The organism is Citrobacter sp. HN-141 (genome assembly GCF_033341895.1).
Taxonomy (GTDB): Bacteria; Pseudomonadota; Gammaproteobacteria; order Enterobacterales; family Enterobacteriaceae; genus Citrobacter.
On the sequence record NZ_JAWPBF010000001.1, the window covers coordinates 280,247 to 295,883 of the forward strand.

Sequence of the window (15,637 nt, forward strand, 5' to 3'; positions counted from 1 at the left end):
ATGTTTGAAGCCTCACCGATTAGTAAAGTCTCGGTGGTCATTCCCGTTTTTAACGAACAGGAAAGCCTGCCAGAATTAATCAGGCGCACCAGCGCCGCCTGCGAAAAACTGGATACCGAATATGAAATCCTGCTCATCGATGACGGTAGCAGTGACAATTCGGCTCAACTGATGATGGACGCCTCCCAGGCCCCGAACAGCCATATTGTCTCTATTCTGTTGAATCGAAACTATGGGCAGCACTCGGCGATTATGGCCGGTTTCAGCCACGTCACTGGCGACCTGATCATCACGTTGGATGCCGATTTGCAAAACCCGCCAGAGGAGATCCCGCGGCTGGTTGCCACGGCAAAAGAAGGCTTCGATGTCGTCGGAACGGTGCGTCAGAACCGCCAGGACACCCGCTTTCGTAAGACCGCCTCACGGATGATCAATCATCTGATTCAGCGCACCACCGGTAAAGCCATGGGCGATTATGGCTGCATGCTGCGCGCCTATCGCCGTCACATCGTCGATGCCATGTTGCATTGCCAGGAGCGCAGCACCTTTATTCCGATCCTGGCTAACATCTTTGCCCGCCGAGCCACGGAAATCCCGGTGCACCATGCCGAGCGTGAATTTGGCGACTCTAAGTACAGTTTCATGCGTCTGATAAACCTGATGTATGACCTGGTAACCTGCCTGACCACCACGCCATTGCGTATGTTGAGCCTGCTGGGCAGCATCATTGCCGCCACAGGCTTTACCCTGTCGGTCCTGCTTGTTGTTCTTCGCCTGACGCTCGGCCCGCAGTGGGCGGCAGAAGGTGTGTTTATGCTGTTTGCCGTGCTGTTTACCTTTATCGGCGCGCAATTCATAGGCATGGGATTACTCGGCGAATATATTGGTCGCATCTATAACGATGTCCGCGCACGCCCTCGCTATTTTGTTCAACACGTTATCCGTCCACAAACCACGCAGTCAACTGAGGAAAACCGCGCATGAAAGCCGTCGTATTTGCCTATCACGATATGGGATGTCAGGGGGTTCAGGCCCTGTTGGATGCGGGTTATGACATCGCTGCGATTTTTACGCATGCCGATAACCCAGGTGAAAAAGCGTTTTTTGGCTCAGTTTCCCGCCTCGCTGCCAGCGCAGGTATTCCGGTGTACGCTCCGGACGAGGTCAATCACCCGCTGTGGATCGAGCGGATCGGCCAGCTCGCCCCCGATGTGATCTTCTCATTCTACTATCGCCATTTACTCAGCGATGAGATCCTGCGTCTTGCGCCTGCGGGTGCCTTTAATCTGCACGGCTCATTGCTGCCCAAATATCGTGGCCGTGCACCGCTGAACTGGGTATTAGTCAATGGCGAAACCGAAACAGGCGTGACGCTGCACCGCATGGTCAAGCGCGCAGATGCCGGTGCCATCGTCGCCCAACAACGCATTACCATTTCCCCCGATGACGTGGCGTTAACCCTGCACCATAAATTATGCCAGTCTGCCCGCGAGGTACTGGCACAGGCGCTGCCGGCCATCAAAGCCGGTGATTTTCAGGAGTACCCACAACAGGAAGCCGATGCCACCTGTTTTGGTCGCCGCACGCCGGAAGACAGTTTCCTCGACTGGAATAAACCCTGCGCACAACTGCATAACATGGTTCGCGCCGTGTCCGATCCATGGCCGGGTGCATTTAGCTATGCCGGTACGCAAAAATTCACCGTCTGGTCATCGCGCCAAAGTGCAAATACATCTGCGGCGCTGCCAGGAACGGTTATCTCCGTATCACCATTGCTGATTGCATGTGCCGATGGCGCACTCGAAATCATTACCGGGCAAGCGGGTGATGGCATTACCATGCAGGGCTCACAGCTGGCACAAGTTTTGGGTCTGGTCGCCGGTTCCCGCCTCAACAGCCAGCCCGTTTCCGCCAGCAAACGCCGCACCCGGGTTTTGATCCTTGGCGTTAATGGTTTCATTGGCAACCATCTGACTGAACGCCTGCTGCGCGAAGATAACTACGAAATCTACGGGCTTGATATCGGCAGCGATGCGATCGAGCGTTTTCTGCAACACCCACGATTCCATTTCGTGGAAGGCGATATCAGCATTCACTCCGAATGGATTGAATATCATGTGAAAAAATGCGACGTCGTGCTGCCACTGGTCGCCATTGCCACGCCGATTGAATATACCCGCAACCCGCTGCGCGTCTTCGAACTCGATTTTGAAGAAAACCTGAAAATTATTCGTTACTGTGTCAAGTACCGCAAACGCATCATTTTCCCGTCAACATCTGAAGTTTACGGTATGTGTACCGATAAAGATTTCGATGAAGACAGCTCCAACCTGATCGTCGGCCCGGTTAATAAACCACGCTGGATCTACTCGGTCTCTAAACAACTGCTGGATCGCGTCATTTGGGCATACGGTGAAAAAGAAGGGCTACGTTTCACCTTATTCCGTCCGTTTAACTGGATGGGACCGCGTCTGGACAGCCTGAACGCCGCACGTATCGGCAGCTCACGCGCCATTACCCAACTGATCCTGAATCTGGTGGAAGGCTCCCCCATCAAGCTGATTGAAGGTGGTAAGCAAAAGCGCTGCTTTACCGACATTCGTGACGGTATCGAAGCCTTGTTCCGTATCATTGAAAACGACGGCGGGCGCTGTGATGGCGAGATCATCAATATCGGTAACCCGGATAACGAAGCCAGTATTCAGGAACTGGCTGAAATGCTCCTCTCCTGCTTCGAAAAACATCCATTGCGCCAGCACTTCCCGCCGTTTGCTGGTTTCCGCGACGTTGAGAGTAGCAGCTACTATGGCAAAGGCTACCAGGACGTTGAGCACCGCAAACCCAGTATTCGTAACGCCAAACGTTGCCTGAACTGGGAACCAACAATCGAGATGCAAGAAACGGTTGAAGAGACGCTGGACTTCTTCTTACGCAGTGTGGATATCACGGAACACACATCATGACCAAAGTGGGCTTGCGCATAGATGTCGATACATTCAGGGGGACACGCGAAGGCGTGCCCCGCCTGCTGGAGACATTGAACCGGCATAACGTTCGGGCAAGTTTCTTTTTTAGCGTCGGGCCCGACAATATGGGACGCCATCTCTGGCGTCTGGTGAAGCCGCAATTTTTATGGAAGATGCTGCGCTCAAACGCAGCCTCACTCTACGGGTGGGATATTTTACTGGCTGGCACCGCCTGGCCTGGAAAAGAAATTGGCCTGGCCAATGCGGCCATCATTTCACAAGCTGCCCGGTATCACGAAACAGGCTTACACGCCTGGGATCATCATGCCTGGCAATCACGAAGCGGCAATTGGAACGATAAACAGCTGATTGATGATATTTCGCGGGGCATTAATGCGCTCGAAACGATCATCGGCCAACCCGTCACCTGTTCTGCCGTCGCTGGCTGGCGTGCCGACTCGCGCGTGGTCGAGGCAAAAGAAACATTCCATCTGCGCTATAACAGCGATTGCAGGGGAACATCGTTATTCCGTCCTGTACTTGAAACAGGAGAAATGGGGACGCCACAAATTCCGGTCACGCTACCAACATGGGATGAGGTGGTTGGTCAGGAGGTGCAGGCCGCGGACTTCAACGACTATATTCTCTCCCGCATTCAGCGGGACAAAGGCACCCCGGTCTACACGATTCACGCAGAGGTGGAAGGCATTGCTTTTCAGCAGAAATTTGACGATCTGCTCATTCGTGCCGCCGACGCTGGGATTACGTTTTGTCCACTGGGCGAACTGTTACCAGACGATATCAGTACACTGCCAACGGGCCAGATCGTTCGTGGCAAAATACCCGGCAGAGAGGGATGGCTCGGCTGCCAGCAACCCGCGAGTGTGACACCATGAAATCCGCACGTTACGCCCTGGCATTTGTCGCATTTATTGCACTGTATTTTATTTTACCCATCAATAGCCGCCTGCTCTGGCAGCCCGACGAAACGCGCTACGCTGAAATCAGCCGGGAAATGCTGACGTCTGGCGACTGGATCGTCCCACATTTTTTAGGGCTACGCTATTTTGAAAAGCCCATCGCGGGGTACTGGTTAAACAGCATCGGGCAATGGTTGTTTGGCGCAAACAACTTTGGCGTCAGGGCGGGGGCTATTTTTGCAACCCTACTGACTGCACTCCTGGTCGCCTGGCTGGCAATGCGGCTATGGCGTGATAAACGTACGGCCCTACTCTCTGCCGTTATATTTCTAACGTTTTTTTCTGTTTACAGTATCGGAACCTATGCGGTACTTGATCCCATTATCGCGCTGTGGCTGATGGCAGGCATGTGCTGTTTTTGGGAGGGAATGCAGGCCACCACCAGAACAGGTAAAATTGTCGCCTTTTTGCTGTTAGGATTCACCTGCGGCATGGGCGTGATGACCAAAGGCTTTCTCGCGCTCGCTGTCCCCGTCCTCAGCGTGTTGCCATGGGTTTTCGTGCAAAAGCGCTGGAAAGAGATCTTTATTTACGGCCTGTTGTCGATTATCAGCTGTATTGCCATTGTCCTGCCGTGGGGGCTGGCGATTGCACAACGCGAGCCCGACTTCTGGCACTACTTTTTCTGGATTGAGCATATTCAGCGTTTTGCGCAGGATGATGCCCAGCATAAAGCACCATTCTGGTACTACATACCGGTTTTCGTGGCGGGCGCCTTACCCTGGCTCGGGCTACTACCGGGGGCATTGCGTACCGGCTGGCGTGAACGGGATGTTCCACGTAGCGCCTTATACCTGCTGAGCTGGATTATTATGCCGATCCTGTTTTTCAGTATCGCCAAAGGGAAGCTGCCAACCTATATTCTTTCCTGCTTCGCACCGCTGGCGATCCTTACCGCACGGTTTGGCTTGCAGGCGGCTGAAAAAGGTTCTGCAGCGCTGCGCGTCAACGGTTGGATCAACATTCTGTTCGGTGTTATTGGTATTGTCGCCACATTTATCGTGTCCACGCTCGGGCCGTTGAAGACACCGGTCTGGTCGCATATCGAAACGTATAAAGTGTTTTGCTCATGGGGTATCTTTATCACCTGGGCGCTGTTTGGCTGGTATACGCTTAACAACCGTGAAAAAAACTGGAAATTAGCAGCGCTCTGCCCGCTGGGGCTGGCGCTGTTGTTCGGCTTCTCAGTACCGGACCGGGTAATGGAATCCAAACAGCCACAGTTTTTTGTCGAGATGACCAAAGAGTCGCTGGAGTCGAGCCGTTATATTTTCACCGACAGTGTTGGCGTTGCCGCAGGCCTGGCCTGGAGCCTGAAACGCGATGACATCAACATGTACGGGCAAACAGGTGAGTTAAAATACGGCCTTAATTATTCGGATGCCCAGGGACGCTTCGTCAGCCGGGATGACTTTGCCGACTGGTTGGCGCGACATCGTCAGGAGGGGATCATTACGCTCGTGCTGTCAATTTCGAAGGATGAAGATATTAATCAGCTTGCCATTCCCCCCGCCGACTATATCGACAATCAGGGGCGTCTGGTCTTGATTCAGTACCGGCCTAAATGATCTGGCTAACCTTAGTCCTTGCCAGCCTGCTCAGCGTCTGTGGACAATTGTGCCAGAAGCAGGCCACCCGCCCGGTACCCGCCCACGCGCGAACACGCTATATCGCGCAGTGGATTGGTCTGGCGCTGGCCTGTCTGGGACTGGCCATGCTGCTCTGGCTGGCAGTATTGCAGAATATTCCCGTCGGCATCGCCTACCCGATGCTAAGCCTGAACTTTGTATGGGTCACGCTGGCGGCATGGAAAATCTGGCGCGAACCTGTCACAACGCGTCACTGGCTGGGGGTTGGGCTACTCATCACCGGCATCTTTATTCTTGGGAGTGCGGTGTAATGGGCATCTTTTGGGGGCTGTGCAGCGTGATTATTACGTCGGTTGCTCAGCTAAGTCTGGGTTACGCGATGGATAATCTGCCGCCCATGCTGCAACCGCTGGCGTTTATCTCCGCCGTTTTTTCAACCAGCAGCAGCGCATTCGCCTTGTATGGCGGGCTGGTAGGTTATTTACTGTCAGTGATGTGCTGGCATAAAGCCCTGCATCAGCTCGCGCTGAGCAAAGCCTATGCCTTGCTCAGCCTCAGCTATGTGCTGGTGTGGATCGCATCAATGATTTTACCTGGCTGGCAGGGAACCTTCTCAATAAAAGCCCTGGTGGGTGTGCTGTGTATTATGGCGGGATTAATGACCATATTCTTACCTGCCCGCCAACACACGCCCTGAGATCATTTATCGTCAGACAGTTGTCGCAGACGCTCCCATTCTTCACAGAGATACTGTCTGGCATCAATGATTTTAATCACTCGCGATGTGTCACGGTTAATACAATACTGGGCATCTTTTAGCGGTGACAGCAGATCGCCTACTTTTACACGCTCGCAGGCTTGCGCTTCAGCCAGCATTTTCAACGAACCACCGGTATCACAAAGTACAATATAGAGCCTCCCTGCTTTTCGGTTACAGCAAGACTTCTTCACATGCCATTCCATAGCGCACCTTTTGCTAATGATTTTCACAATAGGTTACACTTTAGCAGATAAACTAAAGGACAATGGCCCGGGAATGGCAATTATGCGGGATAAATTTAATGTTTTCTTAAGCTTTACCGCGGGTACGGACCCACTCCAGCAGCGCCCGGCGAGAAATCTTAATACCACCGCTTTTCAATTCTGCGGGTAAGGTTAGCCATCGAACGGGTTGCTGGAAACGTGCCAGCTTATCTTTCACCCATTCAGCCAGATCAATACTTCCGGCTTCGGCATCGTACTCCACAACCGCAACGGGGCGATGGCCAAACTCTTCATCTTCGATTGGCACAATAAAAGCTTGTAGAACATGGGGATGCGATACAATAACGCGCTCCACCTCTTCCGGTTGGATCCCTTCTCCGCCACTAAAAAACAGGTTGTCCATCCGCCCGACAAGGGTTAACTTGCCATCATGCACGATGCCGCGATCGCGGGTGGCAAACCAGCCTTGCGCATTAACCAGCGGATAAAGCTGTCCGTTACGCCAGTACCCTTGCGCCATGCTGGCGGCACGCAGCCAGACTTCATCATCAACAATCCTGACTTCTCTGCCTGGTAGCGCAGAGCCGACATCCGCCTTACCATCGGCTTCTTTCGCACACACCGTGGAGGCAAATTCCGTCAACCCGTAACCGCACCAGCAGCGAATACCCTGCTCACGCGCTTGTTCCGTCAATTCAACAGGAATCGCGGCACCGCCCAGCAACACGGCCTTTAGCGATACCGGTGCGTTATTGACCAACAGTCGCCAAAGCTGCGTGGGAACCAGCGAAGCATGGGTACAACCCGCCAGCATCTGCTCTAACGGCTGCTTATCGCGCACGGTCATACGCGCCCCGGCAAACAACCAGCGCCACATAATCCCCTGACCGGAAACGTGAAATAACGGTAGCGAGAGCAGCCAGTCATCGTTTTCGCCAAATGGCATCAGTGACAGCACCCCCTGCGCACTCGCCAAATGCGCCTGACAGGTATGTACCGCTGCTTTAGGCAGTCCGGTTGAGCCGGAGGTTAACGTCATTGTGCTCAAGCGCTGAGGCAACCAGACGGCAGCATGCTCGCCAGACTGTTCCAGCATTCGCAGCGGTGTCAGTCCCGGGAGCGGACTTTCGCCTTCCAGATCCAGCGCAAAACGCAGCGTCAGATCCGGGATTAACACATCCAGCAACGACTGTGGCAACTGCGGGTTCACAGGTAAAATTCGTGCCCCGCACTGCAACAATGCCAGCCAGGCCAGCAGCGGACGGGGATGATTCCAGGCGCGGAGCAATATGCCATCGCCCTCTTCCACCCCTTGAGCCGCAAAGCCACTTGCCAGACGATCGACTCGCGCACAGAGATCGCCCCAGCTTAACACCTCATCGTTGAGGCGTAAGGCTGGCGCGTCCGCACGAGCCTGTCGCCAGTGACGCCACGGCCAGTCAGTAAAATCAGGCGTATCGGACAATCGCTCCAGGCCCGATGCGCTTGCGCCATCGGGCATTTCCCACTGGGTCATAGCAATCGTTCCAGCGCATCAATCTCAATGCACGGCAACGTACTGCCAGGCCAGGTACGCACCTGCTGGCACTGCATCAGGCTGAGCGTATCCAGACCAGGGATAGTCTGTGGCGTCAACCAGGCAGCAATGCGCGCCAGCTGGGTTAAGCCCAGGCTCGATTCGATAGAGGAGCTGATCACGGCGGTGAGACCGAGCGCGTGTGCGGCTGCAACCTGCTCACGCACCTTGTCGAGGCTACCCGTCAGCGTAGGCTTGATGACGACAGCCTTCACGCCCTCTTCGGACATAAAGGTGAAATCGGCTTCACGCAGACTTTCATCCCAGGCGATGGCAATCCCTGTTTCACGCGAGAACGCACGGGAATCATCACGGGTTTTACACGGCTCTTCGAGGAAGGCAATGCGGCCGCGATACTCAGGATTGACATATTTCGCAAACTGCTGGGCTTTCAGCGGCGTCCACGCACGATTGGCATCGAGCCGCAGGTGCAGTTCCGGGATCGCCTCCAGCAACAGATTGACGACCATACCGTCGCGAACCGCTTCATACAGACCGACTTTTACCTTCGCAACTTTCTCGCCAGGCATGTCTGCCAGTTGCAGCACCAGATCGTCAGGATCACCGGTACACAACGGCGCAGCACGATAGTCCGCCGCCTCAGGCAACGTACCCTCAAGCTCGGCCAGCGCACAGCTAACACCAAATGCAACGGCAGGCAGTTGTGGTAAGGATGAATCCCCCTGCAGCCAACCGTTAACCCAGGCCAGCAGCGCAGTTTGCGCCTCTTCCCAAGTTTCCTGGCTGAAGCCCGGTAGTGGAGAGATCTCTCCCCACCCTTCGTGCTCGCCGTCACGAAGACAAACGTACAGCCCGTCACGCGTTTTTAACCGCCTGTCACGCAAAATCACCCCCGCGTCCATGGGGATCTGCCAACGGTATACCTGCGCGCTACGCATTACGGATTCCGTTTGAATTTGCTGAAATCAGGCTGGCGTTTCTGGTTAAAGGCGTTACGGCCTTCCTGACCTTCTTCCGTCATGTAGAACAGCATGGTCGCGTTCCCGGCCAGCTCCTGCAGACCCGCCTGGCCATCGCAGTCAGCATTCAGTGCGGCTTTCAGGCAACGCAGCGCCATCGGGCTGTTTTGCAGCATTTCACGACACCAGCGCACCGTCTCTTTTTCCAGATCGACCAGCGGAACCACGGTATTGACCAGGCCCATATCCAGCGCCTGTTTTGCATCGTATTGACGGCACAGGAACCAGATTTCACGTGCTTTTTTCTGGCCGACGATACGCGCCATGTAGGATGCGCCCCACCCGCCGTCGAAGGAACCGACTTTCGGGCCAGTCTGACCAAAGATGGCGTTTTCAGCCGCAATGGTCAGGTCACACATCATGTGCAGCACATGGCCACCACCGATGGAATACCCTGCCACCATCGCGACAACCGGTTTCGGACAGGTACGAATCTGGCGCTGGAAGTCCAGTACGTTCAGGTGATGCACACCGGAGTCATCCTGGTATCCGCCGTAATCGCCACGTACTTTCTGATCGCCGCCCGCACAGAACGCTTTGTCGCCCGCGCCGGTCAGAATAATCACGCCGATATTGTCGTCATAGCGCGCATCCGCCAGCGCCTGAATCATCTCTTTGACGGTGACAGGACGGAAAGCATTGCGTACCTGCGGACGATTAATGGTGATTTTTGCGATACCGTCGGTGGATTTCTCATAGCGAATGTCGGTGTAGCCTTCAGAGCAATCGAGCCATTCTACCGGTGCGTAAAGCATTGTTTCATCAGGATAGATCATAAAATGTCCTATAGTCAGCGACGCAGAATCTGAGCCAGACAGTCCACCACGCCAGCGGGATTCTCCCGATGTGCGTTGTGTCCGGCGTTACGAATCACATGGTTCGGTACGGATATTTCCGCCGCCAGAGCGCGGAATTTATCGTCACGTTCACCACATAAATAATAAAACGGAAATGTGCGCGTTTTCAGTTGCACACGTAAATCAGGTTGTACGGCAAGCGAGGTGGCCTCCAGCATTGCCGCCAGCGTTTGCCCATTATTCTGGCTACGCAGAGCGACCAGCGCCTCTCTTTGTGCCGCGTTCAGCGAGGAAAAAACGGGCTGTTGATACCAGTCATTAAACACCTCACGTAGCGGCTCTGCGCGGAAACGCGCAGCCCAGCGGCCATCCGAGAGACGACGCTGAACGCGCGCTTCTTCGCTTTGCAAGCCGGGATGTCCACCTTCAACCACCAGACCACAAAGTCCGGGCATCTCCTGGCAGGCCGCCATCATCGCGACTCTGCCGCCAAGAGAGTATCCCACCAGCCAGTAGTTAAGTATGTTGTAACTAAGTAGAGTGTTACGCAGCAAATCGCTGACATCATCGAACCCGCTCACGCTGATGTCAGCGGAGCCACCGTGGCCAGGCAGGTCGATATACAGCCGCGAATAGTCCGGGAATGCTTCACCGACCGCCTGCCATTCCCGGCGATCGCCGGAAAATCCGTGCAGGAAAACCAGCCAGGGGAAATCCACCTGCCCCGTGTTCGCCTGCGCGTGCAGGATCATAGATGACTGACCTGCGCCAGCAGTTGCTGCAGGGTTTGCGCCCCGTCAGTTTCATTCACTACCAGCTCAATCACCGTTGCCACCGGAGTACGCCAGGCGTTCGTCAGCGCGCTCTCCAGTTGCGCCCAGTTCTCCGGGCGGTGATATTTGAGGTCAAACATAGCCGCGGCATGCTCAAAATGGACGTTCTGCGGCATCAGGTAGAACCGTTCACGTTCGCCTGGCGGGGTTGGCAGCAGAGAGAAAATCTGTCCGCCGTTATTATTCACCACAATCAGGACAAACGGTGCGGAAACCTGGCGCAAAAGCGCCAGCGCATTCAGGTCATACAGCGCGGATAAATCGCCAACAATAGCCAGCGTCGATTTCGCACTGGCACGCTGTACGCCTGCCGCTGTTGATAGCAGACCGTCAATACCGCTCGCACCGCGATTGCTGTAAACCGGAAAACCTGCCGGAAGCTGAGACAGCGCGTCAATCAGCCGTACAACCAGGCTGTTCCCCACGAACAACTGTCCCTGCTCTGGCAGATACTCGCGAATACGGTGCGCCAGCTGTGCTTCGCCAAACGTGTCGCGGCGGGCTTCTACCGCCTGCCATGCCTGTTGCGCCAGACGAGGGATTTCTACGCACCAGGGCTGACGTTTCTCCGCCGGATGCAGCTCCAGCCAATCGCCAACTTTCGCCACCAACCTGCGGCCACGATGATGGGCCGGATCGAGGCGGCCTTCGATATTATCGACAATCCAGTATTCCTGCGGATCGCAGCTAGCCTGCCATTGCAGCAGACGTTTTCCTGTCAGGCTGCTGCCAAGCTGCACCACAATCTGCGCCTGCTGTAACTCAGCGACCGCTTTCGCATTTCCCAGCCACAGGTCGGCGCACGGTAGCGGTTGTCCGGTTTGCGACAGCACATCACCAATAAGCGGCCAGCCTAACGTCTGCGCCCAGAGCGCAACTTTCTTGCCCTCTTCGGCGCTCATGCGCCCGGCAAGTACCACACCACGTTTTTGCCGCCAGAAGAACCAGTCGCGCTGTTTGTCGCTTTCCAGCCGACGCGCTTCGCGCAACCAGGGTTTGTCATCCTGCCACCAGTCGCCCAGGCGCTGCTGCCACTCAATGCCCGTGTCGTCCATCTCGCCATACAGCGGCTCCGCAAACGGGCAGTTAATGTGTACCGCACCGCTGTGCAGTAAGGCCAGAGCGTTATCGAGGGTAGACACCAGCCAGCTTGCCGGAATGTCCTGCGTCGGACGCGGTAAAGAGAGCGTTTGCGACGGATGTGACGCAAACATGCCGGCCTGACGAATCGCCTGGTTAGCGCCACAGTCAATAAGCTCAGGCGGTCTGTCAGCGGTGAGTAAAATCAGTTTTTCACCGGTCAGTCCGGCTTCAATCAGCGCCGGATACAAATTCGCTACCGCCGTACCAGAGGTGACAATAACGGCAACAGGTTGCCTGCTGACTTTCGCCAGGCCTAAGGCGAGATGTCCCAGTCCGCGCTCGTCAAAATGGGTATGATGGATAAAAGCGGGATTTTCCGCTGCCGCTAAAGTCAACGGCGTCGAACGCGAGCCAGGGGCAATGCAAACATGCCTGACGCCGTGGCGAGTGAGTGCTTCCAGAATGACCGCCGCCCAGCGTCGGTTAAATGCGCTTACTGACATGAGATTGTCCGGTATCAATATTGCGACACAGTATAAAGAATCGAATAAATGGATTTTTGATATGAGTCGGGAATATACACGAAATCATTATCCTTCCATCTGTAATAAAGTACGTAACCCTGCCGCTTTATTATCTATTTCTTGCCATTCTTGCTCAGGATCTGAACCGCGCACGATCCCCGCCCCGGCATACAGGCGTACGACATTTGCGCTAATTTTCGCTGAACGTAATGACACGCAAAACTCGCTCTGACGCAGTGAAAGATAACCCGCGGAACCGGCGTACCACTCGCGTTCAAAGGGTTCATTATGTTGGATAAATTCACGCGCCAGCTCGCGGGGAATACCCGCTACGGCTGCAGTAGGCTGTAGCTGTACCAGACAAAGCGTATCGTCGGCCTGATTGAGCGCAGTCCAGATACAGCGGCGCAGATGCTGTACTTTGCGCAGTCTGAGTACCTGCGGCGGCAGGACATCGAGGGTTTGCGTACAGTTCTGCAGCCGTTGGCAAATATCTTCCACCACCAACATGTTCTCACGCTGGTTTTTATCGTCCTTCATCAGCCATTCACCAAGCTGCCAGGCGCGATGATCGTCAGGGTGATTGGCGACCGTTCCGGCCAGCGCCTCAGTGCGCAGTGCCGTGTCACGCCGTCTATACAGACGTTCAGGGGAAGAGCCAAGAAAAGCCGATTCGGCGGAAAACGCCATATAGAAGTGGTAACAGTTGAGATTTAAACGCCGACTGGAGGCCATAACCGCCGCGGCATTAACCGGCTGAGAAAACTGTAAATCGGTCGCACGCGCCAGCACCACTTTGTCGAGTTCTTCCTCAGCAATGGTCTGCGTGGCAAGCTCAATCAGGCGAACCCAACCGTCTTTATCCGGCCAGTGCTGCTCTCCCGTCAAAACCAGACGCAATGTGGGAAGCGGTTTTACCTGCGCAAGCGTTGAAATAAACGCAGCGGCCTGCGCGGCATCTTCACGCAACGACACGTCGCTATACAGGTGGAGTCGTAAGGTCGCAACCCCGGCGCAGCGTCGCCATTCCAGTCGCGGTAGCAATAAATTACCGCGCTGCGGCTCAAACGCATTCAGGCCCCAGATGCGCAGTTCGGGGTGATTATCATATTGGCGTAAAAACCGTTGGGCAGATTCCAGTGAGGAGAATGTCGCCACTGCGCCCAGCACAGCCGCTTCTTCATCGCCGTTACGTTGCTGCCAGTAAAACTGAGGCCAGACGGGCTGGCTGGCCAGCCATCCTAAAGCGTCAAAAGCATCGTTCAGTGGGAAAGGTATGTCGTAAATACGAATGCCAGGTGCTGCCGGTATCTCTTGCGACAAAATGCGCATCAGACTTTCCAGCACAGTAGTGATTGAATGCACGCGGACCTCTCCCTGTTAAAAACCTCTCATTATACGGGGTACTGAGCAGAAAAAGCAGTACCCCCGTATAGGGAGTGCGATGACAGCGCTATATTTATCGCCGTGCCAGCAATAATCCCATCACTAAACCGACTGTCGCCCCCACGCCGATCCCACGCCAGGGTTTTTCGTGTACATAGTCATCGGCCCGGCAAACTGCCTGCTTTGCACGATAATAGTAACTGTCAGAGGCGTGACTAACGCGATTTCTCACCTCTTCTAACGCCTGCTCAGCCCGCGCTTTTAACTCAAGATACTTCTGGTCGGCAGGATCGCCGGAAGAACGTAGCACTTCTGCCAGCGTTTCGCTCAATAATTCCAAATCATCATCAATACGTGACTCGTAAGAATGAAAAGACATTATATTCTCCCTTTCTATTGACGTACCCGCTAACTATAGACGACAGGGGCTGTTTACGCTTGATGCCCCTCACGCGCCATGCCGATATGTGGAATACCATCTTCGTCATAGATCTCCGTGACTGGAACAAACCCAAATTTCGCATAGAACGATTGCAGATGCGCCTGAGCCCCCAGATATAACGCCTTATGCGGCCAATGCTGCGCACAGGAGGCCAGCGTTTGCGTCATTAACTGCTGCCCCAATTTTTCGCCGCGTAGCGCTTCGCTGACAATCACCCGGCCAATCACTACCGGCTCCAGATCATCGTCACTTTTCAGAATCCTCGCATACGCCACCAGTTCATCATTATGCCATCCCAGAATGTGACGGTTCTCGCCGACTAAGTCGTCGCCATCCACGTCCTGATACGGACATTGTTGCTCAACAACGAATACCGCACAGCGAAGCTGAAGAATAGCATACAGCTCCTGAACACTCAGCTTTGCATGATGGAGATCTTGCCAGTGGATCATTGTCTGCCCCTTTGTTGTGATAACCTGAACACCCTGCCTCATTGATGGCGAAAAGTGTAACGTAAAGATGGAATTACTATTTTTAGGTACGTCTGCGGGAGTTCCCACACGTTCTCGCAATGTAACGGCAATATTACTGAATCTGCAACACCCTACTCAGGCAGGTTTGTGGCTTTTTGATTGCGGCGAAGGGACGCAGCATCAAATGCTTAGCACCTCGTTCAACCCGGGCAAACTTGATCGTATTTTTATCAGTCATCTGCATGGCGATCACCTTTTTGGTTTGCCTGGGCTGCTGTGCAGCCGTTCAATGGCCGGAAACGTCCAGCCGCTGACGCTTTATGGTCCGAAGGGATTACGGGAATTTACCGAAACAGCCCTGCGACTGAGCGGTTCCTGGACCGATTACCCGCTGGATATTGTAGAAATTACCGCCGGTGAGGTTGTGGATGACGGCCTGCGCAAAGTGACCGCGTTTCGACTGGAACATCCGCTGGAGTGCTACGGTTTTCGTGTTGAAGAACACGACAAACCCGGCGCGCTTGATGCCAACGCGCTCAAAGCGGCGGGCGTTAAACCAGGCCCTTGTTTTCAGGATCTTAAAGCGGGAAAAACTATCGAGCTGGAAGACGGGCGCACCATTAACGGGGCCGATTTTCTCGCCCCGGCAATCAAGGGAAAGTCCGTCGCCATTTTCGGTGATACCGGGCCCTGTGCGAGCGCTATCGAACTGGCAAAAGGGGTGGACGTGATGGTGCATGAAACCACGCTGGATTCGTCAATGGAGGAAAAAGCCAACAGCCGCGGGCACAGCTCCACCCGGCAGGCCGCACAGCTGGCACGGGACGCCGGTGTGGGCAGACTCATCATGACCCACGTCAGCTCACGCTACGATGCAAAAGGCTGCCAGCGGCTACTTGAAGAGTGCAGAGCGCTGTTCCCGGCAACGGAACTGGCTCACGATTTCGCCATTTTCACCGTTTAACGCTTTATTTTTCCGCCTCAATGCCGATAACAGTGGAAAGGCTGGTTTTCACACTGAGGA

At 54.7% G+C, this 15,637-nt stretch carries 16 protein-coding genes; 7 read left to right on the forward strand and 9 right to left on the reverse strand.

What is annotated here, in order from left to right; genetic code table 11:
* The 6 genes from arnC to arnF are packed head-to-tail and all read left to right on the forward strand — an operon-like array spanning window position 1 to window position 6,232.
* On the forward strand, window positions 1-984 hold the full coding sequence (arnC, locus tag RYZ59_RS01310) for an undecaprenyl-phosphate 4-deoxy-4-formamido-L-arabinose transferase (RefSeq protein WP_137384140.1): 984 nt from the start codon (window positions 1-3) through the stop codon (window positions 982-984).
* Window positions 981-2,963, forward strand: coding sequence for a bifunctional UDP-4-amino-4-deoxy-L-arabinose formyltransferase/UDP-glucuronic acid oxidase ArnA (arnA, locus tag RYZ59_RS01315; RefSeq protein ID WP_318044370.1), 1,983 nt, complete (start codon window positions 981-983; stop codon window positions 2,961-2,963). The genes arnC and arnA overlap by 4 nt, the downstream gene beginning before the upstream one ends.
* Complete coding sequence (gene arnD, locus RYZ59_RS01320; RefSeq protein WP_271448524.1) at window positions 2,960-3,862, forward strand: 4-deoxy-4-formamido-L-arabinose-phosphoundecaprenol deformylase; 903 nt, start codon at window positions 2,960-2,962, stop codon at window positions 3,860-3,862. The genes arnA and arnD overlap by 4 nt, the downstream gene beginning before the upstream one ends.
* On the forward strand, window positions 3,859-5,514 hold the full coding sequence (gene arnT, locus RYZ59_RS01325; RefSeq protein ID WP_318044700.1) for a lipid IV(A) 4-amino-4-deoxy-L-arabinosyltransferase: 1,656 nt from the start codon (window positions 3,859-3,861) through the stop codon (window positions 5,512-5,514). Before arnD ends, arnT begins: the two co-directional genes overlap by 4 nt.
* The gene (arnE, locus tag RYZ59_RS01330) at window positions 5,511-5,846 is read left to right on the forward strand and encodes a 4-amino-4-deoxy-L-arabinose-phosphoundecaprenol flippase subunit ArnE (RefSeq protein ID WP_040230124.1); all 336 of its coding nucleotides are present in this window, start codon (window positions 5,511-5,513) and stop codon (window positions 5,844-5,846) included. The genes arnT and arnE overlap by 4 nt, the downstream gene beginning before the upstream one ends.
* Entirely contained in the window at window positions 5,846-6,232 is a 387-nt protein-coding gene (gene arnF, locus RYZ59_RS01335) for a 4-amino-4-deoxy-L-arabinose-phosphoundecaprenol flippase subunit ArnF (RefSeq protein ID WP_137384143.1), read from the forward strand. Before arnE ends, arnF begins: the two co-directional genes overlap by 1 nt.
* Window positions 6,233-6,234: 2 nt before the next feature.
* On the opposite strand, the gene pmrD is transcribed toward arnF, so the two are convergent.
* The 9 genes from pmrD to RYZ59_RS01380 all read right to left on the reverse strand — a co-directional run bounded on the left by pmrD (window position 6,235) and on the right by RYZ59_RS01380 (window position 14,592).
* Entirely contained in the window at window positions 6,235-6,498 is a 264-nt protein-coding gene (gene pmrD / locus RYZ59_RS01340) for a signal transduction protein PmrD (protein ID WP_137384144.1), read from the reverse strand.
* A 106-nt stretch (window positions 6,499-6,604) separates the two neighbouring features.
* Complete coding sequence (gene menE, locus RYZ59_RS01345) at window positions 6,605-8,035, reverse strand: o-succinylbenzoate--CoA ligase (protein WP_202038202.1); 1,431 nt, start codon at window positions 8,033-8,035, stop codon at window positions 6,605-6,607.
* The gene (menC, locus tag RYZ59_RS01350) at window positions 8,032-8,994 is read right to left on the reverse strand and encodes an o-succinylbenzoate synthase (protein WP_318044378.1); all 963 of its coding nucleotides are present in this window, start codon (window positions 8,992-8,994) and stop codon (window positions 8,032-8,034) included. Before menC ends, menE begins: the two co-directional genes overlap by 4 nt.
* A complete protein-coding gene (gene menB, locus RYZ59_RS01355; protein WP_137384147.1) occupies window positions 8,994-9,851 on the reverse strand; it encodes a 1,4-dihydroxy-2-naphthoyl-CoA synthase in 858 nt (285 codons plus the stop codon). The genes menC and menB overlap by 1 nt, the downstream gene beginning before the upstream one ends.
* Before the next feature lie 14 nt (window positions 9,852-9,865).
* Window positions 9,866-10,624, reverse strand: a complete 759-nt coding sequence (gene menH / locus RYZ59_RS01360) for a 2-succinyl-6-hydroxy-2,4-cyclohexadiene-1-carboxylate synthase (protein ID WP_318044379.1) — start codon at window positions 10,622-10,624, stop codon at window positions 9,866-9,868.
* The gene (gene menD, locus RYZ59_RS01365; protein ID WP_318044381.1) at window positions 10,621-12,291 is read right to left on the reverse strand and encodes a 2-succinyl-5-enolpyruvyl-6-hydroxy-3-cyclohexene-1-carboxylic-acid synthase; all 1,671 of its coding nucleotides are present in this window, start codon (window positions 12,289-12,291) and stop codon (window positions 10,621-10,623) included. The genes menH and menD overlap by 4 nt, the downstream gene beginning before the upstream one ends.
* A gap of 87 nt (window positions 12,292-12,378) precedes the next feature.
* Complete coding sequence (gene menF / locus RYZ59_RS01370) at window positions 12,379-13,677, reverse strand: isochorismate synthase MenF (RefSeq protein ID WP_318044383.1); 1,299 nt, start codon at window positions 13,675-13,677, stop codon at window positions 12,379-12,381.
* A gap of 94 nt (window positions 13,678-13,771) precedes the next feature.
* On the reverse strand, window positions 13,772-14,077 hold the full coding sequence (gene elaB / locus RYZ59_RS01375) for a stress response protein ElaB (RefSeq protein WP_137384151.1): 306 nt from the start codon (window positions 14,075-14,077) through the stop codon (window positions 13,772-13,774).
* A gap of 53 nt (window positions 14,078-14,130) precedes the next feature.
* Window positions 14,131-14,592 (reverse strand): GNAT family N-acetyltransferase, encoded by a 462-nt coding sequence (locus tag RYZ59_RS01380; protein WP_318044385.1) that lies wholly within the window; start codon window positions 14,590-14,592, stop codon window positions 14,131-14,133.
* 67 nt (window positions 14,593-14,659) lie between these two features.
* On the opposite strand from RYZ59_RS01380, the gene rbn reads away from it, so the two are divergent.
* Window positions 14,660-15,577 (forward strand): ribonuclease BN, encoded by a 918-nt coding sequence (gene rbn / locus RYZ59_RS01385; protein ID WP_318044388.1) that lies wholly within the window; start codon window positions 14,660-14,662, stop codon window positions 15,575-15,577.
* The last annotated feature ends 60 nt before the right edge of the window (window positions 15,578-15,637 follow it).